Origin of the sequence: Acinetobacter sp. ME22 (assembly GCF_022012315.1) — a bacterium.
GTDB classification, from domain to species: Bacteria; Pseudomonadota; Gammaproteobacteria; order Pseudomonadales; family Moraxellaceae; genus Acinetobacter; species Acinetobacter brisouii_A.
The window spans coordinates 16,519-37,482 of the sequence record NZ_JAKLTL010000014.1; the positions used below are offsets into that span (position 1 = coordinate 16,519).

General features: G+C 40.7%; 22 protein-coding genes. 10 read left to right on the forward strand and 12 right to left on the reverse strand.

The genetic code is table 11. From position 1 onward, the window contains the following. Nucleotides 1-51: 51 nt before the first annotated feature. Nucleotides 52-648, reverse strand: a complete 597-nt coding sequence (locus LVY74_RS15125) for a LysE family translocator (RefSeq protein ID WP_237815759.1) — start codon at nt 646-648, stop codon at nt 52-54. A 345-nt stretch (nt 649-993) separates the two neighbouring features. On the opposite strand from LVY74_RS15125, the gene LVY74_RS15130 reads away from it, so the two are divergent. Then, nucleotides 994-1,542 carry a DUF2062 domain-containing protein gene (locus tag LVY74_RS15130; protein WP_237815760.1) on the forward strand — a complete coding sequence of 183 codons (549 nt, stop codon included), beginning with the start codon at nt 994-996 and terminating at the stop codon, nt 1,540-1,542. Here LVY74_RS15130 and LVY74_RS15135 read toward each other — a convergent pair. Then, complete coding sequence (locus LVY74_RS15135) at nt 1,539-2,297, reverse strand: 5'-methylthioadenosine/S-adenosylhomocysteine nucleosidase (protein WP_237815761.1); 759 nt, start codon at nt 2,295-2,297, stop codon at nt 1,539-1,541. The genes LVY74_RS15130 and LVY74_RS15135 overlap by 4 nt on opposite strands. 49 nt (nt 2,298-2,346) lie before the next feature. Beyond that, the gene (gene apbC, locus LVY74_RS15140) at nt 2,347-3,630 is read right to left on the reverse strand and encodes an iron-sulfur cluster carrier protein ApbC (RefSeq protein WP_237815762.1); all 1,284 of its coding nucleotides are present in this window, start codon (nt 3,628-3,630) and stop codon (nt 2,347-2,349) included. 292 nt (nt 3,631-3,922) lie between these two features. Between apbC and metG the strand changes: the two genes are divergently transcribed. After that, the gene (gene metG / locus LVY74_RS15145) at nt 3,923-5,983 is read left to right on the forward strand and encodes a methionine--tRNA ligase (protein ID WP_237815763.1); all 2,061 of its coding nucleotides are present in this window, start codon (nt 3,923-3,925) and stop codon (nt 5,981-5,983) included. A 58-nt stretch (nt 5,984-6,041) separates the two neighbouring features. On the opposite strand, the gene LVY74_RS15150 is transcribed toward metG, so the two are convergent. Next, entirely contained in the window at nt 6,042-6,743 is a 702-nt protein-coding gene (locus tag LVY74_RS15150) for a hypothetical protein (protein ID WP_237815764.1), read from the reverse strand. 373 nt (nt 6,744-7,116) lie between these two features. Here LVY74_RS15150 and LVY74_RS15155 point away from each other — a divergent pair, with 373 nt between their 5' ends. Continuing rightward, on the forward strand, nt 7,117-8,085 hold the full coding sequence (locus LVY74_RS15155) for an MBL fold metallo-hydrolase (RefSeq protein WP_237815765.1): 969 nt from the start codon (nt 7,117-7,119) through the stop codon (nt 8,083-8,085). A gap of 54 nt (nt 8,086-8,139) precedes the next feature. Here LVY74_RS15155 and LVY74_RS15160 read toward each other — a convergent pair whose 3' ends face one another. The 3 genes from LVY74_RS15160 to LVY74_RS15170 form a co-directional block, all read right to left on the reverse strand. After that, the gene (locus LVY74_RS15160; protein ID WP_215899824.1) at nt 8,140-8,298 is read right to left on the reverse strand and encodes an NF038215 family lipoprotein; all 159 of its coding nucleotides are present in this window, start codon (nt 8,296-8,298) and stop codon (nt 8,140-8,142) included. Between the two features lie 229 nt (nt 8,299-8,527). Beyond that, nucleotides 8,528-9,109: a LysE family translocator gene (locus tag LVY74_RS15165; protein ID WP_375804550.1), complete on the reverse strand. Its 582-nt coding sequence runs from the start codon at nt 9,107-9,109 to the stop codon at nt 8,528-8,530. Nucleotides 9,110-9,199: 90 nt separating this feature from the next. Then, nucleotides 9,200-9,964 (reverse strand): class I SAM-dependent methyltransferase, encoded by a 765-nt coding sequence (locus tag LVY74_RS15170; RefSeq protein WP_237815766.1) that lies wholly within the window; start codon nt 9,962-9,964, stop codon nt 9,200-9,202. 194 nt (nt 9,965-10,158) lie between these two features. Between LVY74_RS15170 and LVY74_RS15175 the strand changes: the two genes are divergently transcribed. From LVY74_RS15175 to LVY74_RS15195, 5 genes are read left to right on the forward strand one after another with little or no spacing between them, the layout of a single operon-like run. Further along, entirely contained in the window at nt 10,159-10,728 is a 570-nt protein-coding gene (locus tag LVY74_RS15175) for a TetR/AcrR family transcriptional regulator (protein WP_237815767.1), read from the forward strand. Beyond that, nucleotides 10,721-12,364 (forward strand): MFS transporter, encoded by a 1,644-nt coding sequence (locus LVY74_RS15180; RefSeq protein ID WP_237815768.1) that lies wholly within the window; start codon nt 10,721-10,723, stop codon nt 12,362-12,364. The genes LVY74_RS15175 and LVY74_RS15180 overlap by 8 nt, the downstream gene beginning before the upstream one ends. 16 nt (nt 12,365-12,380) lie before the next feature. Continuing rightward, complete coding sequence (locus tag LVY74_RS15185; protein ID WP_237815769.1) at nt 12,381-13,517, forward strand: HlyD family secretion protein; 1,137 nt, start codon at nt 12,381-12,383, stop codon at nt 13,515-13,517. Beyond that, nucleotides 13,517-14,416, forward strand: a complete 900-nt coding sequence (locus tag LVY74_RS15190) for a 1-aminocyclopropane-1-carboxylate deaminase/D-cysteine desulfhydrase (RefSeq protein ID WP_237815770.1) — start codon at nt 13,517-13,519, stop codon at nt 14,414-14,416. The genes LVY74_RS15185 and LVY74_RS15190 overlap by 1 nt, the downstream gene beginning before the upstream one ends. 30 nt (nt 14,417-14,446) lie before the next feature. After that, nucleotides 14,447-15,646, forward strand: a complete 1,200-nt coding sequence (locus tag LVY74_RS15195) for an NAD(P)/FAD-dependent oxidoreductase (RefSeq protein ID WP_237815771.1) — start codon at nt 14,447-14,449, stop codon at nt 15,644-15,646. A gap of 43 nt (nt 15,647-15,689) precedes the next feature. Here LVY74_RS15195 and LVY74_RS15200 read toward each other — a convergent pair whose 3' ends face one another. Next, nucleotides 15,690-15,881, reverse strand: a complete 192-nt coding sequence (locus LVY74_RS15200; protein WP_151777627.1) for a hypothetical protein — start codon at nt 15,879-15,881, stop codon at nt 15,690-15,692. A 163-nt stretch (nt 15,882-16,044) separates the two neighbouring features. Between LVY74_RS15200 and LVY74_RS15205 the strand changes: the two genes are divergently transcribed. Next, nucleotides 16,045-16,467 carry a hypothetical protein gene (locus LVY74_RS15205; protein WP_151709785.1) on the forward strand — a complete coding sequence of 141 codons (423 nt, stop codon included), beginning with the start codon at nt 16,045-16,047 and terminating at the stop codon, nt 16,465-16,467. A gap of 29 nt (nt 16,468-16,496) precedes the next feature. Here the strand turns inward: LVY74_RS15205 and LVY74_RS15210 are convergent, their stop codons facing one another. Further along, the gene (locus LVY74_RS15210; RefSeq protein WP_237815772.1) at nt 16,497-17,258 is read right to left on the reverse strand and encodes a ferredoxin--NADP reductase; all 762 of its coding nucleotides are present in this window, start codon (nt 17,256-17,258) and stop codon (nt 16,497-16,499) included. An 82-nt stretch (nt 17,259-17,340) separates the two neighbouring features. Here LVY74_RS15210 and gigC point away from each other — a divergent pair, with 82 nt between their 5' ends. Then, complete coding sequence (gigC, locus tag LVY74_RS15215) at nt 17,341-18,228, forward strand: LysR family transcriptional regulator GigC (protein ID WP_151709757.1); 888 nt, start codon at nt 17,341-17,343, stop codon at nt 18,226-18,228. An 11-nt stretch (nt 18,229-18,239) separates the two neighbouring features. Here the strand turns inward: gigC and LVY74_RS15220 are convergent, their stop codons facing one another. The 3 genes from LVY74_RS15220 to nuoN all read right to left on the reverse strand — a co-directional run bounded on the left by LVY74_RS15220 (nt 18,240) and on the right by nuoN (nt 20,964). Next, a complete protein-coding gene (locus LVY74_RS15220) occupies nt 18,240-18,671 on the reverse strand; it encodes an excalibur calcium-binding domain-containing protein (protein WP_237815789.1) in 432 nt (143 codons plus the stop codon). 57 nt (nt 18,672-18,728) lie between these two features. After that, on the reverse strand, nt 18,729-19,364 hold the full coding sequence (gene upp / locus LVY74_RS15225; protein WP_237815773.1) for a uracil phosphoribosyltransferase: 636 nt from the start codon (nt 19,362-19,364) through the stop codon (nt 18,729-18,731). Nucleotides 19,365-19,467: 103 nt separating this feature from the next. Further along, nucleotides 19,468-20,964, reverse strand: a complete 1,497-nt coding sequence (gene nuoN / locus LVY74_RS15230; protein WP_151709759.1) for an NADH-quinone oxidoreductase subunit NuoN — start codon at nt 20,962-20,964, stop codon at nt 19,468-19,470.

Sequence of the window (20,964 nt, forward strand, 5' to 3'; positions counted from 1 at the left end):
CAATCTTTAATTGGGTTGTACTTTAACTGAAATTCAGCTTTTTGACCATGATCAATATAGACGAATCAATGCCGAATAGCTGAGTGGGATTGAAAAGGACATCAACATCACAGAGGCGGTTCGCTGCAAGTTACATGGATTCAACCATGAAATTTTATTTTTAGTTAAATACGTTCCGAGCATAATCCAGCATAATGCAATCGGTGCTAGTAATAACAAAAACAGGCTCATATGACTCAAATAAACTGAAATATAATGCCATGCAGCTTTTGGGAAAATGACCGATGCAAATACTAAACCTTTGGGATTAAATAAGGTTGCAACCAAGAGCTCATGTGGCGAAATTAAGCTTTGCTGCATATTCAGATCTTGCTTGGCTGTTTTCCAGAGTTTTATTGCCAAATACAACATATAACTGGCGCTGAGTAGTTGTAATAACTTTGGTAGCACAGGCAGACGTTGCTCAACCAAGCCAATCATGAGCCCCCATGCGGTAATCGCAATCAAATATCCTAAAGTTTCTGCGGGAATGAGTTTTAATGATGTTTTTAAACCTACACGCACACCTGAAGATGCTAACAACGTGTTGGTTGGGCCAGGCGTAAATAAAATTGTAATTACCGAACCAAGAAATAACCAAGACATCATCCACTGACTTCCAAAGTTGATCGCTGCTCAAAGTATGGCATTTTGCCCATCAAGGCAAAAATACAATTGTAACTACTTTTAAATAAAGTTCACAATATTTTGATTTTTATTATTTTATTTATATTAAATTAGACCATTGGCGACTAGTTTGATCATCTAAAATCATCAAAATGATCAATCAGATATGATTTTATGCTATTTTAATTGTTGGCTCACTCCATGACTTTTGCAAAATCAAACCAAAGTCGATTGCAATTAAGCTTTAGCTAAGTTTGTTTGCATAAAGTGAAAATGACCCAATATATAGATATTGAGTGATGTTAAATCAATTCAATTTGAGAATTTATGGTTAAACAACTGTTGCAGTCTTGGTTGCCTTCGCCTGAACGTGTTTCATCCATGAAGATGATGAAATTATTTGGCAAGCATACGGCAAACCCGTTACTGTGGTATGTCAATCGTAAATCGATTTGTAAAGCAATTTTTATTGGTACATTTTTCGGGCTACTTCCTATCCCTTTTCATAGTATTTTCATTGTTTTAGCTGTTTTGTTGCTCGAAATTAACCTACCTGTCAGCTTGGCTCTTGCTTGGCTGAGCAATCCATTTACGCTCGTTCCTATCTTATATATTGGTTTTTGGATTGGTACAAAAATCTTTCAAGTCCACATGATCGACCAAGCAATGTTGATGGGTGTCATGCATCAGATTGTCAATTGGATTGAAAATTTTGGACATGGGCATATTGATTTTAGTCTTACAAAAATCTTAATGACAGGATTAATCGTTGAAGCTTTAGTGACCGCTATTGTGCTCTATATTGCCACTCAATTGTTATGGCGTTGGAGTGTGCTGCGTAGTTGGAATCGGCGTAAAAACCAACGCCCGCTTTAAGACGATCGAGCTTGCAAGTATTCAATCACCACGTTCAAAACAAAGTCCTGACAGGCTTTCCCTGTTGCAGCATCATAGCCTTGCTGATTGGTTAGATTATTTGACACGACTCGCAAGGCTAAAAAAGGCACAGCAAACTGCGTTGCCACCTGCGCAACTGAAGCCCCTTCCATTTCTTCTGTGACTGTTCCATAAGTCTCTCGAAAAAAGGCTATCCGATCCAGTTCATTGTTCCAAACATCCGCAGAACCAATAATACCTTCAACCACTTTGCCTTGTGTATACGTTGATTTTACCTGCTGCGCAGCATTCAGTAATCCTTCATCCGCCTGAAAATGACGAATTGCAATCGGTTCGGGATCTGTTTCATCCTCAGGTAAAACATCGAAGGCCTCCATCCAAGTTAAGCTGTCAGAGCCTTCACCTAGAGCACGTCTAGGCGTTTTAAATGCACCAATATTACAAACGGCCTTTCCCAAAACGATATCAAATACATTTAACTCTGGATCATGTCCACCTGAAGTTCCCTGATTGATAATCGCACAAGGCTGATATTTTAAAATCGCAATCGCTGTTGCAGCAGCAGAATTAGTCATGCCCATTCGTGTTTTAGAAATAATGATCGGAAAGCCCTGATAAAGTCCTTTCCAGAACACCCAGCCACCCACTGTTTCCTTTTCGACATGGGTTAATTGACGGGCAAGATATTCACATTCAACAGGTAGCGCCCCTTGAATAATTAACGGTTGTTGCATATCAGAATCCCCCACAAAAAAGCCCGATGCGAAACATCGGGCTTAAGCATTAAAAAATACGGTTTTGATCTTTATCTGCTTTTGGCAATTTTTCAATATATTGCAAAAGCTGATTGGCAATTTGCAGATAGCTATCGGCTGCTTCATCGTTTGCCACGACACTCGGTTCACCTTTATCGGCATTTTCCCGAATTTTGGCATTCAGCGGTAAACGACCTAACAGTGGAATGTCATATTGTTCCGCGAGTTGATCACCACCACCCTGTCCAAAAATCTGTTCTTCAAAGCCACAGTTTGAGCAGATATGGGTCGACATATTTTCCACCACACCTAGCACTGGAATCTGTACGCGATTAAACAGTTCAATGCCCTTGGTCGCATCAAGTAGCGCTACATTTTGCGGCGTTGTCACAATCACAGCGCCCGACACTGGAATACGCTGTGCCAAGGTCAACTGGATGTCACCTGTACCTGGTGGCATGTCGATCATGAGTACATCCAGATTTGGCCACAAAGTTTGGTTGAACAATTGCATTAACGCACCTGTTGCTTTTGGCCCACGCCAAGCGACAGGCGTATTGTTATCTCCTGTTAAATGTCCAATCGACAATACAGGCATGCCATACGCTTCTAACGGTACAAAGTGTTCATTTTCAATCAGTGGGGTTTGCCCTGCATTGCCTAGCATAGTTGGAATACTTGGGCCGTAAATGTCAGCATCAAGCACACCGACTTTTAAGCCCAGTTTTTGCAAGCCCAAAGCCAAATTCACAGTCGTGGTTGATTTTCCAACGCCACCTTTGCCCGAAGATACCAAGATCACATGCTGAATTCGTGGATGTTTGGGTACATCGCGTTGTTGCGGGGCTGCCTTTTGAATCGGTGGATTATTGGGATCTGTTTCTGCGGGTTCAGCTTGAGCTGCCTGACCTGAAGCATCGACCACAGGGGGTAAATTGCTTGCTTCCGCTTTCGGTTTCGGTTTCGATGAACAGCTATGCCCTGCTTCACCATGCTGCTGACTGCCACAACCGCCCGATGTGGCTTGTCCTGTTTTTTGCTGAATCACATGTAAATTGAGTTCCTGAATGCCACATTTTTCGAGGGCATCGGCAAGCTCATCATGGATTTGCTGTAATTGTTCAGCTTCGCTCGGATGGGTATTGATGGTGAGTTGTAAAATCTGACCCTGCAAGTTGAGCTGACTAATGCGGTCTTTGAGTAAATTTTCAGAATTTGGCAAACAGTAACTTTGGAGCACTTTCTGGATTTCTTCTTCTTTGACCTCTTGCGATGGGGCAAATTTTGCTTTTAATGAAGAAAACCAAGACATATGTGACTCCAACAGGAAAGATAATAGGGCTAGTGTAACTGTAATTGCCGATAAGTTTAAGTCAGCTTTTTTGATAGCCATGATCAATATGACTGGTAATCTGAAAAATTAGAGCGATCTTCATGCAAAAGTTTCCTATGCGGTTTTATTTGAAAAGAATTCACCTATCAATTAACCAAACTCCGATATACTCAGCGTTGCCCTCGCCAAATGCGCAGACAAAGCGTTGCTTTGTTTTCCTGCGCTCAGGTACAATCTTTTGCTTGTAAATACGAATGAGAGAACAACTTCCGTGCGTAAAATTTTAGTCACCAATGCCCTTCCTTATGCCAATGGTCCAATTCATATGGGTCACTTACTCGGTTATATCCAAGCGGATATTTGGGTTCGTGCCATGCGTGCATTAGGTCATGATGTGACTTATGTCTGTGCGGATGATGCTCACGGTACTGCCATCATGCTACGTGCCGAAGCCAATGGCATTTCTCCAGAACAGCAAATCGCTAATGTACAAAAAGAACATGAACGTGATTTTGCAGGTTTTGGCATTAGCTTTGACCACTATGACTCAACCCATAGCACGACCAACAAAGCCCGTTCTCAAGAAATTTATGTCAAAAACCGTGAAGCAGGCAATATCGCGATTCGCCCTGTGACGCAGTTGTTTGACCCAGAAAAACAAATGTTCCTGTCTGACCGTTTTATTAAAGGCACATGCCCGAAATGTAAAGCCGAAGACCAATACGGTGACTCATGTGAAGTTTGCGGAACCACCTACAACGCCACTGAATTGTTAAATCCACGCTCTACGCTAAGCGGTGCAACCCCTGTTGAGAAATCATCAGACCATTACTTCTTCAAGTTGCCAAACTTCTCAGAATACCTACAAAAATGGACACGTGACCAAGGTCGTCTACCTGTTTCAATTGCCAACAAACTCGATGAATGGTTCGATGCAGGCTTGGCAGACTGGGATATTTCGCGTGATGCACCGTATTTCGGTTTTGAAATTCCAGATGCACCAAACAAATATTTCTATGTGTGGGTCGATGCGCCAATTGGTTATATGTCGAGTTTTGAAAACTACATTAAAACCAAACGCCCAGATTTGAACTTTGATGACTACTGGAAAAAAGACAGTGAAAATGAAGTCTATCACTTCATTGGTAAAGACATTGTTTACTTCCACGCGCTGTTCTGGCCTGCAATGCTTGAAGGTGCAAACTACCGCACTCCAACAGGTTTATTCGTGAATGGTTTCTTGACAGTCAACGGTCAGAAAATGTCGAAATCACGCGGTACATTCATTAAAGCTGAAACGTATTTACAGCACTTGAACCCTGAATATTTGCGTTATTACTTCGCGTCTAAACTTTCCGACAAAGTTGAAGATTCAGACTTAAACTTGGATGATTTCATTCAAAAAGTGAACTCTGACCTTGTCGGTAAAGTGGTGAACATCGCCAGCCGTTGTGCCAAGTTCATTAACACCAAATTTAACGATACCTTATCGAGCGAATGTGCTGAAGTAGATTTAGTTCAAAGCTTTATTGACGCGGGTGATTCGATTGCTCAAGCCTATGAAGATCGTGAATTTTCTGCGGCGATTCGTGAAATCATGGCGTTGGCTGACCGTGCCAACCAATACATCGACGAGAAAAAACCGTGGGCGCTTGCAAAGCAAGAAGGTCAAGAACAGCAAGTGCATGATGTCTGCTCTGTCGGGATTAACCTGTTCCGTCAGTTGGCTGTTTACCTTGCGCCAGTCTTGCCTGAATTGGCAAATCAAGTTCAGGCATTCTTGAAACTCGACAGCTTCAACTTTGAATCACGTAAAACGATTTTGACAGGTCATGAAATTGCAGCGTTCCAAGCCTTAATGCAACGTGTTGACCCTAAAGCAGTTGCAGCGATGGTGGATGAATCGAAAGAGTCTTTAGGTGCGCCTGCGGCTGAACCTGTAAAAGCGGAAAAGAAAAAAGAAAAAGCCAAAGAGAAAAAAGCTGAACCAAAAATTGGTGAAGCTGAAATCATTGGTATTGAAGATTTTATCAAGATCGACCTACGTGTAGCTAAAGTATTGGAAGCTGCAACGGTTGAAGGTTCGGATAAACTTCTTCAACTGACTTTAGATGCAGGCGAAGCTGAACCACGTAACGTATTTAGCGGTATTCGTGAGTTTTATGCACCTGAAGACCTGAAAGATAAACTTGTTGTGTTGGTGGCGAACCTTGCACCACGCAAAATGCGTTTTGGTATTTCAAACGGTATGGTGCTTGCAGCGGGCAATGGCGAAGGAGTTTGGGTAATTTCACCTGAGTCTGGCGCTAAACCAGGTGATAAAGTGTCTTAAAAGATTAAGTTTTTAAAAGAAAAGCCTCTACTGATGTAGGGGCTTTTTAATATGAAAGCTACTTCGACTTTTCAATCAATTTATAAATTTGCGTATCCCAAATAATATTCTCCTTGAAATTTTCCTTATATATTTCCGCTACAAATCCCCAATTCAAATCCATACAATTTATAAAAGAGTAAGTTTTATTCATCTTGAATAAAATTTCATCTAACTTTCTGTATTTATTTAAATTTAAATATAAAATTAATAATATTAAAAGTAGTATAACACTTCCAAAAACAGGGCTTATTATGAATCCAAAAACCAATATGCTTACAAAAATTAGAAATTTTGTCGTCGATGTTTTTTTATATTGTGAAATAGATATCAAATGTTCAGTACTTGCAGGATACAGAGTCTTAATGTACCCATCTATTCCTAGTAGTTTTTTTCTAAGTTCTGCTTGAGTTGCAATATATTCAGCATATGTCAGTAAGTTGATAAAAAGCCAATCCATGTACTTGTTTTTCAAATTATCTTTTTCTAAATATAGTGATAAGGCATTCAATATACCTTTTCTATCAATCTGCAACTCACCCAAATCCTTTTCTATTAAATCATTTGACCGATGTTCCCATGATGTCAAATATTCTACATCCTCTACTTTATTTTCTATAATAATCCATCTAGAAATTGAATTAAAAACCATATCTAAAATTTCTTCCACTTCCTCTTTATCTTTTCCATAAAATTTTTCTTCAATTTCTATTTTTTTCATAGTAAGAAAACCTATAAATTATTTTAAAAAATTCTACTAAAACCATTTAATATTTAAGATTAATTAAATAAATCTTTTGCAGAAAGTTTGGCATTAAAATTTATTCTAATATAGTTTCAAAAAATTGAATATTTTTATCCAAAAAACCAGTAAATCAATTGACCCGCGACATGGATGTCGCCCGTTCGTTAGGGGCACATGGACGTGCCCTCTAACGAACAACGGGGTTTTGTTACTTTTGCCCAGTCAAAAGTAAGGCGAATCATCCATTAAAAGTTTCAATCCGAACATATTACAAACCTAAAAAAGATGAAAAATCTTGCCCTACATGCTAAAAAATAAACACCATAAATAAATCAATAAATACGTTCAAATGAAAAAACTACTCACCTCAGCCCTACTCTGCTCTAGCTTCGTCAGTCTACCCACTTTCGCCACTTCCCCACCTGCGCCAATCGAGCAACACAAACAAGTGGCAGGTTACTACCAATACCAATCAGGGCAAACCCAAATTACCGCCCTGCTCGACGGCACAAATTTTATCTCACCGAACTTATTTAAAGGACTTTCAGAACAACAAATCCATGAAAGCCTCAAAAAATACTATGCAGATCAAGCCAAAGGCGTACAAACCTCTATCAATGCCTTTTTGGTCAATACAGGACATTCACTGGTCTTAGTCGACAGTGGTGCTGCAAGTTGCTTGGGTTCACACTTAGGCTCAGTTCTCAGCAACTTAAAAGCATCAGGTTATCAGCCCGAACAGGTCGATACCATTTTGCTGACGCATCTGCACCCCGATCATGTTTGCGGTATTAGCAAAAATGGCGTTGCCAATTTCCCCAATGCCACGGTGTATGTGTCCGCTACAGAAGCCAATTACTGGCTAAGCTCTGAACAGCTCAACAAAATCCCGAAAGAAAAACAGGCGGGCTATTTAGCCACCGTTGAAAAAATCAAACAGGCGATAGCACCTTATCAAGCCAAACAGCACTTTAAAACCTACAAACTTGGCGATCAGATTCAAGGATTTAAGGTAATCAATAGCACTGGACATACACTTGGACATACCAGCTATGAACTCAAAACCACAAATGAAACCATTGTCTTTGTAGGCGATATTATCCATTCACACAGCATACAGTTTGATCATCCTGAAACTTCAATTGCGTATGACGCTGACCCGAAACAAGCCGTTGCAACGCGTTTAAAACTGTTTGCTGAATTTGCAAAGCATGGCGAAACCATCGCCGCGCCACATTTACCCTTCCCAGGCATTGGACATATTTATTCAGCCGATAGCAAAACCTATCAGTGGATTCCGATTCATTTTAAAGACTGAAAAGTATGCAGCCTGAAATCATCAAATTTTCAGCCTGCATACAGTGTGAATGGGTTAGTTTGCAGCGCTAAGCTGATAATCTTTTTCATAAACAGGCATGCCTGCTATGCTTTTGCTATAGTAATTGGACTGAGTTTTGACGGGTTGTTTTAGCTCACATCCTGTAAGCATGCTTAAACTGATCGCCACGCAGAGTATGGATATTGTCTTCATGAGCATATCCTCTTTGTTGTTTGATTTTAAATTAGCACTTTATTGAGAGAATGTTCTCAAAAAATATATTTCAATTTGTGAATATTTTTAGTTGATGAAAATCATTACTTTAAATAATAAACACTGTTTTTCGACATACACTTTATGCATCGTGCTAAATTTTTATAAACAATAAAAAAAGCTTATTGATTCACAATAAGCTTTTGATCATAGCAAATTTTTAAATGAATTATTTCATTCCAAAAATCAGTTTCAAACCAAGCAAGGTCATTACCCCCCCTGCGACACGGTCAAAAATTGCTTTAAATCTTAAATACACTTTACGTGGTTTTTCAGCAGACAGCGCCACAGCCACTAACGAGTACCAACCTGCATCAATAAAAAAGCACAAGATCGGTAAAACCACATAGTAATACGTTGGAATTTCTTTGGGTAATAAAGCTGTAAAAATACTTGCCAAAATCACCGCAATTTTAGGGTTACTCAATTGGGTAATGATTCCTAAGCGATACGCTTGTGGATAGCTCATCTGCTGTGCAACATCTTGCTGAGTATGCATTGGTTCTTTGGCATGACGAATAATTTTAAAGGCAATCCAAAGTAAATACAGACCACCAAAAATTTTTAAAATCAGATATGCAGAGGGTACAGCCAATAAAATCGCTTGTAATCCCATCACGGCTAAAAGACCAAAGAGTGCTGCACCTGTGCCTGTACCTAGTGCAGTAAATAAACCGTGTTTTCGTGAAATCGCAATTGAATTTTTTGCCACATAAATAAATGCTGGGCCTGGACTAATTGCACCTAACATTAATGCAATGGTGATGGAAAACAGCGGTAATAAACTTTCCACGTTCAGACCTATTGAGTGACTCATTCGAGTGCAATATTTTAGCAGAAATTAGCCCGCTTTTCCCAATACTAAGTAGATCACTTGTGTTTTAAAGGAGCCATCAGACTGAATCTCAAAATACTGACGCACCACATCAGACACTTTAGTTTGTAAATAGCGAATTGTTGCTGCACCATTTTCAGGCGTTTTCATGCGTCTAATCCAACTGTCAAAGTTCAAATGTAAAGTTTGCTTTTCCACCTGTTCCACTTGAAAGCCCGCATATTCAGCAAATTGCATCCATTCTTGCAAACTATAATCCCGTACATGGCTCGGATCACGAATCATTTCAATGGTCTGTAAAAAGGTGTCTAAAATTGGCTGTCCACTTCCCAAAATATCGACAAAAATCACTTTGCCATGCGGTTTTAATACCCGATGAATTTCTTGCATGGCTTGTCCCACATGCTGCCAGTGATGGGCTGAGTAACGACTGATCACACAATCAAAAGACTGATCGGCAAACGGTAACGCTTCGGCTGCCCCTTGTTGTCCTTGAATCTGGGTTAAACCTTTTTCTTTGGCTTGCTGGCAAACCAATGCCACCATATCAGGCGTAATATCATAAGCAATCGTTTGTTCTGTAAATGGCGCTACGTGGTAACTGACATGTCCTGCACCACAGCCCAAATCTAAAACTTGCTTAAATTGGTGCTGCTGAATGCATTGCTGCATTTTAATAAATTCAGCACCTTGAGCATGCACAGCACTACTTAAATAAGCATTTGATTTACCTTGGTATTGATCTTGATTTAATTGCTGTTGCGTATTCATTTTTTATCTCGTTTAATCTGAATAAGACTCAGCATAGTCAAAGATAATTTAAAAAAATAATGATGAATTTTAAGTTAATATATAAAATAAAGTTATAAATTAATCACTTTTACAAAACTACAAACATCTAGAGCAATACAAACGGACAATTTTGTCCGTAAAATATCGCCTAGAAATTGAAAGACCTGATAGCCATGAGTAAACACTTACAACGTGCGGCACAAAACCGCGAAGAGCTTCTAAACGCTGCTGCCGAGATGATGAAAACTCATGGCATTCATGTCCCATTACAAATCATCATTGATTATGCAGGGGTAGGTCGAGCCACTTTTTATCGTAACTTTGCTGATCGTAAGCATTTGATTTATGCCTTACTTGAACAGTCAATTGATAATCTGGAAACGCGTGCCAAATATTATGGACAGTTTGAAGATGGTCTATTTTTACTGCTGCATAGCCATATTAAAAATCTGCCACATTTATCTGCACTCAAAGAATATTGGCGAGTTTTGGATGCCGATGATCCACATTTACAAAAATTGGTTCAGCAGCATCAACAGATTATTCAGCCTCTCATTGATCATGCCATTGCTGCGGGAATTTGTCGTGCTGACCTGACTTTTGAAGACTACCGTACCATTATTTCAATTTTGGCAGCTTCTTTTCGCGGGCATACTGAACAAGAACAAAAGCGCCTCGCTAAACGCGCAATCGAGTTATTAATGACAGGGATTCAGGTTTGTAACGAGGCAAGTTATGGATAAACAGCTCCGTTATTTAGAGACTCCACCTGACTGGACGGCAGATGAGCGTCCTGTCCTGCCAGGTTCACCTCCATCTATTGCCCATTCATCAGGGAAGCGTTATTTATATTTTTTTATTGGGACGTTTATTGCACTGTCTGCAGGGCTGAGTAATGGTTTTATTACTGCAAACTTACCTCAGCTACAAGGCGAATATGGTTTAACCCCCATCGAAGGTGCATGGCTACCTGCTGCCTATGTGATGGCGAATGTCAGCTCAAACCTGATTTTATTTAAAGCCCGCCAGCAATATGGGCTGCGTTTATTTAGTGAAATTGGTTTATTGGCATTTATTGCTGTCATGATGATGCATATCTTTGTACATAGCTATCATTCGGCTTTGGTTGCCCGTTTTATCAGTGGCTTAGTTGCAGCTCCGCTCAGTTCACTGGGTATGTATTATATTATGCAAGGTTTTACCAAAGCACATCGAATCAAAGGCTTATATGTCGGGATTGGCTTTGGGCAATTGGGCGTACCTTTAGCATGGGTGATTTCACCACTCTTGGTTAGCGTAAACAACTGGACGGTTTTATATAGCTTTGAGCTAGGGTTGGCGATCTGCTGTTTTGCTATGGTGGTATCGCTCAAACTGCCGCGCAGCCTACGTATCGCGGTGTTTGAAAAAGGTGATTTTCTGACCTTTGCTTTATTGGCTCCGGGTTTTGCCTGTCTTTGTGCGGTACTGGTTCAAGGGCCTTTACAGTGGTGGTTTGATTCACCTTGGATTGCTTATGTGCTGATCTGTGGTTTTAGTTTATTGGTTTTGGGTTTTTTCTATGAACACCAGCGGCGTAACCCACTGATTATGACTCGCTGGATTGGGACTTGGCCCACGCTGCGTTTTATTATTGCCGCCTTTATGCTACGCCTGTTAATGTCTGAACAAACCTATGCCGAAGTCAATTTTCTTAAAACCATGGGCATGGGACCTGATCAATTTGTCAGCTTATACACTGTGATTTTTGTCGGCATGTTGGCAGGAGTAATTTTTAGTGCGCTGACTTTTGCGCGAGAACGGATTGTTTTACAACTGGTATTTGCTGAATTTTTGATTTTGATTGCCTGTAGCTTGGATTTTCATTTGACCAGTGATGTACGCCCAGCCAATTTCTATCATAGTCAGTTTTTGGTGGCTTTTGCGGGTGGACTGTTTATTGGGCCATTGCTTTTGGTGGGTTTTGGACGTGCCTTACAACAAGGTGCAGGACATATTGTCACGTATTTGGTGCTATTTTCAGCCACCCAAAATTTCGGAGGTTTGGTGGGTTCGTCTTTTTTTTCAACTTATCAAAAGGAACGAACCCAAGTCTATCAACTCACTATCAATAACGCCTTAGAAACGACAGATCCCAATGTCAGCCAACGCCTGAGCCTCTATCAAAGTAAATACGCACCCTATATCAGTGACAGTGGTAAAGATCAGGTACAAGCCAAATCTAGCCTGTCACAAATTAGTACCCGTGAAGCACAAGTTCGTGCTTATAACGATGTGATTTATTTAAATGGCATTTTTGCTGTGATTTTACTGATTTGGGGCTTAAGTAATATCGCATGGACACGCTATAACGCCCATCGCCAATCGCAATCTTCCTAATATTTTGAGTCGTGCTATGAGTGAACAGCCAAATAATGAAACACCTGCAACAGCAGAAACAGCCCAAGCTCAGTTAAAAAATGTGCCACGGGTCAGTAAGTTGATTGAAACTCAAAAATCGACACTGATTCTGATGTTTTTTATTTTACTTGTCGGAATTAGCATCATTATGTGGGCATGGCAAATTGGCCCATTCAATACGCCAATTCAACAGACCGATAACAGCTATATTAAGGGGAAAACTACGGTTTTATCGTCCCAAATCAATGGTTATATTCAGGATGTTTTAGTCAGTGATTTTGATCATGTTAAAAAAGGACAAGTGCTGATTAAAATTGATCCGACTGCATATAATCAAAAAGTCTCACAAGCCCAATCGAGTGTTGAACAAGCAGCCAATAGCTTTAGCAACCAAAAACAAACCATTGCACAACGTGCAGCAGATGTCACTGCCGCGCAAGCCAAAGTTGCTCAAGTTGAGTCACAATACCAATTGTCCTTGCAACAATTACAGCGTTATCAGGCATTAGGAAATAGCGGTGCGATTGCTAAAACGGATCTTGACCAAAGCCAAGCCAGTGTTGCCAATAATTTAGCTTTACTCAATGAAGCCAAAGCCAATGTTAAAGTGGCAGAAGAAGCCTTAAAAACTGCAAAAATTGCAACAGTTGGCTTACAGGCACAAATCAAAAATGCGGCTGCACAGCTTGATCAGGCCAATACCACCAAAGACTACAGCATTATTACAGCGCCAATGGATGGACAGCTTGGTGAGGTTTCTCCACGGGTTGGGCAATATGTCGGCGCGGGATCACAACTGCTCTATCTGATTCCGCAAACCACATGGGTAATCGCCAACTTTAAGGAAACCCAAATTGCCAATATGCAAATTGGGCAAAAGGCATTTTTTACAGTAGATGCTTTAAATCACAAAAAATTTGTTGGACATGTGGCTGAAATTTCCCCTGCTGCGGGTTCTGAGTTTAGTGTACTTAAAACCGATAATGCCACAGGCAACTTTACTAAAGTGGTTCAGCGTATTTCTGTGAAAATCGCGATTGATCCCAATCAGCCTGAACTGAGTCGCCTAAGACCGGGCATGTCGGTGATTACCTCGGTAGATACCGCAAGTGCAGGAACAGGTACACGCTAATGCAGATTCAAGCACAGCGACCCGAAATTCCAATCCAGTCACTACAAGTACGAGATGATATTCAGCTCGATCTCAAACGGTTGGATCTGGTACATCCACAGATTTCAGGCAACAAGTTTTACAAACTCAAATACAATCTGCTAGAGGCACAGCAACAGGGTAAAACTTCAGTACTGACCTTTGGCGGTGCATATTCCAATCATATTGCAGCGACAGCATATGCAGCCCAAATGTTGGGACTTCGTAGCATCGGCATGATTCGTGGAGAGGAACTGGCTCAGCGCTCGTTGAATCCAACTTTAGAAACAGCCCGTAACATGGGAATGCAGCTTGAATTTATTTCCAGACAGCTCTATCAACAACGTCATGAACCCAACTTTTTAGCACAATTACAGCAGCAATTCCCCGATAGTTATTTGATTCCTGAAGGCGGTAGCAATGCACTTGCCATACAAGGTTGTCGGGAAATTCTGACGAAAGCAGACTTAAAAAACTACGATGTATTTTGCTGTGCAGTTGGTACAGGTGGCACACTCTCAGGTCTGATCGAAGCCAGTCATACTCATCATCAATTACTGGGTTTTTCAGCACTGAAAGGTGAATTTCTCACTCAAGCCGTTAGCCAAATAACGCATAAAAACAACTGGAAAATTCTCGATGCTTATTGTTGCGGTGGCTATGCTAAAACTTCCCCTGAACTGCTGAAATTTATTCGAAAGTTTGAACAGACGTATCAGATTCCACTCGAACAGGTCTATACAGGCAAAATGTTAATGGGGCTTTTTGATTTAATTGAACACGACTATTTTCAGGCTGGCATTCGAATTCTTGCGATTCACACAGGAGGCTTGCAAGGGCGTACACAAGAGTTAGGCGCCATGCCAAAAATTTCAGTATAATGCGCGGTTTTTAGCATTCGGAGAACTCACATGGCTGCTCAACACTATGATGTCATCGTATTAGGTGCAGGTGCATCAGGCTTGATGCTGGCAGCATGTGCAGCGAAACGCGGCCGCTCCGTTCTGGTTCTCGAAAAAGCCAATAAAGTCGGCAAAAAAATTCTAATGTCAGGCGGTGGTAAATGTAATTTTACCAACCTTGATGTCGAACCGAAACATTATCTTTGTCATAACCCACACTTTGTAAAATCTGCACTGTCACGTTATACCCAATGGGATTTTATCGGCTTGGTCTGTGAATATGGCATCGCCTATGAAGAGCGTAAGCATGGTCAACTGTTTACGCTCAACGGTGCAAAGGACATTTTGAATATGCTCTTGTCCGAATGTAGCAAAACCAATTTGGTTGAGATTCAGACTTCTGCTGAAGTCGAAGTTGTTCAGGTTCTTGAAGATGGTCAGTTTAGCGTAAAAACGCAAAATCAAAACTTTAGAGCAGAATCAGTTGCCGTTGCAACAGGTGGCTTATCTATTCCAACACTGGGTGGCTCCGATTTCGGTTATCAACTGGCAAAACAGTTTGGTCATCAGATCTACCCAACTCGTGCAGGTTTAGTCCCATTTACATTTTCTGACCAGTTTAAAGAAGTGACAACACGTTTAAGTGGCAATGCTTTAGATGCAACATTAAGCAATCCACAGATTGAATTTACCGAAGCTCTACTTTTTACTCACCGTGGATTAAGTGGGCCAAGTTCTTTACAGCTTTCTAACTATTGGCAAGTGGGTGAAAGTTTTCAGATCAACTTTTTCCCAACACATGATCTTTTCACATGGCTAAAGCAGAAAAAACAGAGCCATCCTAAAAGCCTATTAAGAACATTGTTCACTGAATTAGCAGCAAAATCAGTCATTGCCGAATTGCAACAATTGATTTGGCAGACAGACAGTGAAACAGCGATTGGGCAAATGAGCGACCAAAAATTAGAAAAAATTGCGACACAATTACAAAATTTTCAGGTTAAACCATCAGGAACAGAGGGTTACCGAACTGCTGAGGTGACTTTAGGTGGCGTCGATACAGATGAAATATCGTCCAAAACCATGGAAAGTAAAAAGCAAAAAGGGTTATTCTTTTTAGGAGAAGTCCTTGATGTGACAGGACACTTAGGGGGTTATAACTTTCAATGGGCTTGGTCATGTGCAGCAGCAGCAGCCGAATATGTATAAAACTGTTGAAGGAATTCCATTCCTTCAACAGTGAAATGATCATTTAGTTTTTTACGACTTTGGCTGCTTGAGGATGCCCGATATAGGCATCTTTGGCACTTGGGCTGCTATGAGTAAACATATATACAACGATTGAAGCATAAAATACGATAATCACAGCAAACATGAAACGCATCAAGCGCTTATCTTCTTTTACATGCATCTCATGAAGTGACCGACTTAGATGGCGTAACATTGTCATCTTCTCCTTTCTATCACGTCAATTTGACTATTTTTTATACTAATCTAAGTTTATGTATCATTGTGTGAAAAAGCATTATCATCACGTATACATTGTTTATCTGTTGTCATCGAAAAATAAGCTATACTATGTGCCACTTTTTCAATATGCCACGATGATGTCGTATAGACTAGAATCTACTTCCCTTGAACTCGACACCGATGTCACTCATCAGTGTTACTTACACTACACACGAGATCAACATCTCATTGGCGTGATTGAATTCAGCAAGCCGAGCTATGCTTTGAAGTGGGGTGATTTAGAGTATCTACGCCGCCGTACTGAAGAATTTTCAGTCATGCCGTTTCCTGACTGTATCAGTGCAATGGTGATTGACCTGAGAAATGTCACAGTGTTCCTCGATCAGGAAACGCCCATTATTCCGTGGCGAATGGTTGAAGAAGAATGCTTGATCCGCCTTGTGGTTCCACAAGAACGTCTTGAATTTTATGCAGGCTTGTTTGAGCCGACATGGCTCACTTCCGACGTTGATACCGCAATTAATGAGATCCGTACATTTATGGATATGTTTGTGCATTAAGCCACACAAACATATCATCTACCTTTCAATTACCAGTAATTTTCAACGGCAATATTGCCCTCACCACGACGGTTCATGCTTAAGCCACGCTGCTTGAGTGCCTCTTTGGTATCTTCGACCATTTGTGGATTACCACAGAGCATAATATGGCTAGTTGCTGGATTAAATGGTTGACCAACAAATGCTTCTAGCTGTCCATTTTCAATGAGAATCGGCAAACGCTGATGTAAGGCGGCTTGAGGATCGCGGGTAATAATTGGTACAAACCGAAAACCTGTGTGCCCCTCACCAAAAGTTGCTGCGATTTCCTGAATGCGCTCAGCATAAGCTAATTCTGCTTGTGTGCGTACACTATAAACCAAAGTAATTTTTTGATAATTTTTCCATGTTTCAAAATCTTGCAGCATCGATAAAAATGGTGCGAGTCCTGTTCCTGTCGCCAGTAACCATAAATCTTGTGGCAATGGCTGCTGATAACGTGCCAAAGTTAAAAAGCCATACGGAATTTTTTCCAGATATAACGCATCGCCAATCTGTAAATCTTTTAAACGTGATGTAAATGCACCATCAGGAACAACAATTGAAAAAAACTCTAGCGTTTCATCATAAGGTGATGAAACAACGGAATATGCCCGTACAATCAGCTCATCATCCACTTTGATTCCGATTCGTGCAAACTGCCCTGCTGTAAATTTAAAGTGAGCAGGTCGTGTCATGGTAAAGCTGAATAAATTATCTGCCCAGCGTTGAATCGATAAGACTTTTTCCACAGTAAATTTTTCAGATGTCATGATTTCAAGGTGCAAGAATTCGTCGGCTCATGTTAGCATGGCGAGGCAAATATTGATATTTTTACTCATTAAGGCTTCAACTATGCGCATGACCTTACGCCAATTGGCTGTTTTTGTAGCCGTAGCTCAGGAAGGAACGGTTACTAAAGCCAGCGATGCAGTCAAACTGACCCAAAGTGCAGCCAGTATGGCATTGGCAGATTTAGAAGATGGATTGGGTGCGCCACTATTTGATCGCCTAGGGAAACGCCTACAACTTAATGATCTTGGACGTTTTTTATTACCCCAAGCTCTCGAAATTTTAGGTCGCTGTGAAGCATTTGAACAAGTGGCTAAAGGCGAATTACAAAGTATTGATTTACGCCTCGGAGCAACCCTCACAATTAGTGATTATTTAGTGCCAGACTTGATGGCAGGTTTTTTACAATTACAACCACAAGCTCATTTACAACTCCAAGTTGGCAATACTCGCCAAATGATTGAAGCGGTCAACCAATTTCAATTAGATTTGGCTTTAATTGAAGGATCATGCCACTTACCCCAATTACAAAGTATTCACTGGCGAGATGATGAACTTGCCGTATGTTGTGCCCCAAATCACCCACTTGCTCAGCTCAATCGTGCTTTAACACCTCAGGACTTTGCTGATGTTGAATGGATCTTGCGTGAAGAAGGTTCGGGAACGCGTGAAGTTTTTGATAATGCAATCTTAAACCACCTTGAAGATGCACGAATCCGCCTGACCTTAGGTCATAATGAAGCCATTTTAAAAATCATTTCAGGTGGTTTAGGCATCTCCTGTATTTCCAAACTTGCATTGTTACCTATGCTCAATTCAGGTCAACTGGTGATTTTAGAAACGCCTTTTTGGGAACTCAGACGCCCTCTCTATATGCTAGTACATCGGCATAAATATCAAGGGCCGGGACTAAAAGCCTTTATGCGATTCTGTGAAGAACAGCATCCTTAAAATTTTCAGCTTTATTCTTGCCAATTTGGATCGGTTTGACGACGAGAATCTTGTTCGCAAGGCTCGCCATCATGATTCCCATCCATTTTGGTATTTGGACAATTTCGTACAAACCAACGTGCTTCAGCTAAAGAATGCATTTGCCCACAACGCTCTCGACCATCACATTTAAAATACCCAAGCGGTGTTGACATAGGTTTTTGTGCTGGTGCAGGACGAGTAACAACCAATGATTTAACTTCTGGTTTTAATTCTGGAATATGATCAGGTAAATGCCCTAATTTTTTGCGTTGCTCATTAATTAACTGTTTTTGTTCTTCAATTAACTGCTGTGTGTATTGTTCACGTTTTTGATCATGTTGTTGTAGTTTTGAGTAAGCGATATAAGTTCCAATACCTACCAACACAACAACGATAAATAAAAACACGACTGCCTTTTTCATCATTCTTGCCCCATAAAAAAATACCTGTTATTAAACAGGCATTTTTTTATAACGACATTAGTCTTTTTGTACACTACCGAAGATTTTATCACCAGCATCGCCAAGACCAGGAACAATGTAGCCATTTTCATTTAAACCATCATCAATTGATGCGGTAAAAATGCGAACATCTGGATGTTGTTGTTCTACTTTTGCCACGCCTTCTGGCGCTGCGACTAGAACCATCACACGAATATCTTTACAACCACTGGCTTTTAAGACATCAATAGCTGCAATTAGAGAACTTCCTGTTGCAAGCATTGGATCAATGATCATGGCAATACGGTTGGCTACATCTGGAACTAACTTTTTATAATAAGTACGTGCCTGTAAGGTTTCTTCATCACGTTCAAGACCCAAAACACTCACTTTTGCACTTGGAATCAAATTGAGTACGCCATCGAGCATACCAATTCCTGCACGTAAAATAGGTACAACTGTAATTTTTTTGCCTGCAATACGCTGAGCGGTTACTTCACCTGCCCACCCCTGAATCTCTTGATCGACTACTGGCAAATCTTTTGTTGCTTCATAGGTCAATAACATAGTGACTTCTTGTGCAAGTTCACGAAAATTTTTAGTACTGATATCCGCACGACGTAATAAACCTAATTTATGGCGAATGAGTGGGTGACGAATTTCTTGAATAGGCACGGGAGAACACCTGAGAGTGATAAGTTGCGCTTAGTATATCGCTTTTCGAGTAGAAATAAAAAAGCCCTCAACAAGGAGAGCTTCTTACTGATCTGAAAACAGCTTAGTGGCTAAACAACATTTGTTGAATTGGCGCTAAAACTTGTGACATTGCAGAGATTTTTAAGAATGGATCTGGGTAAATACCAATGAAAAGAACCAATGCTGCAGATGCGAGCACCATGATACCGCCCACTTTTTGACCCCAATGTTTTTCAGCATCAATACGTGGCACTTCTGGTGGAGTAAGATACATCACAATCATGACACGTAAATAGTAGTACAAACCAATACCACTACCTACAATAATTGCTCCTGCCAAGAACCAGTGACCTGCATCTACCGCAGCTTTGATGACCATGAATTTACCAATAAAGCCCGCAGTCAATGGAATACCTGCCAAAGACAACAGCATTACAGTCAACGTTGCAGTCAACACTGGACGACGCCAGAATAAACCACGGTAATCTGCAACACTTTCAGCTTCATCCAAATTGTTATATGGACTAGACATCAGTGTCACAACACCAAACGCACCGATTGTTGTAAATACATAAGTGATCACATACATATTCACGCTGTCGAGGCTAAAGTAGTTTTTGCTCACAAGTGCGATTAACAAGTAACCAAAATGCGCGATTGAAGAATAAGCCAACACACGCTTCAAGTTCACCTGACGTACTGCAAGTAAGTTACCTGCAAGGATTGAAAGTACCGCAATGATACAAAGAATCAGATTGATTGAAGGAATCAACGCGCCTGCCGCAAGTAAATAACGAACAAGCAAACCAATGGTTGCCACTTTCGCAGCAGTTGCCAAGAACGTTGCCATAGGCGCTGGTGCACCTTGATAAACGTCTGGTGTCCATTTGTGGAATGGTGCCAAAGACAGTTTGAATGCAATTGCAAAGATGATGAGACCAAGACCCAAAATAACCATTGGGTTGCCCATTTTCACCATCTGCAACAAAGAGCCAAAACCTGTGTAGAAAGACAGTGTGCCTGTGTATGCATAAATATATGCCATACCCATCAACAACATTGCAGATGCTGTTGCTGATAACACAAGGTATTTCATTCCTGCTTCTAATGACTTTTCGCGCTCATGGGTATAAGCCAAAAGACCATACACAGGAACAGACATCAATTCCAAACTAATAAAGAATGATGCATAGTGAGAGCTTGCGACCATCAACATGGCACCTGCCACAGAAGAAAGAAGCAACAAGTACAACTCTTCACGATTGTCTTTATACGTTTCAATATACGCATGAGACAATGTGCAACATGCCAATGCTGAAACCAAAATCAGCAATTGATAAAGCATGGTAAATGGATCAACCATAAACATGTTCATCACATTGGCAGGTCGGAACTGACCACCCATCATTTGCAACACAATAAAGAATGCTGCCAAGTTCAAGCCAATGACTGAAGCAGTCGCAATCAAATTATGATTGCGCTTGATTGTGGTTAAAATCATGACCAGTGCGATTGTCAAAGCGACAATCATGACAGGTGCAAGTGGCATAAGATCTGAAAATTGGATTGTGAAGTTCAT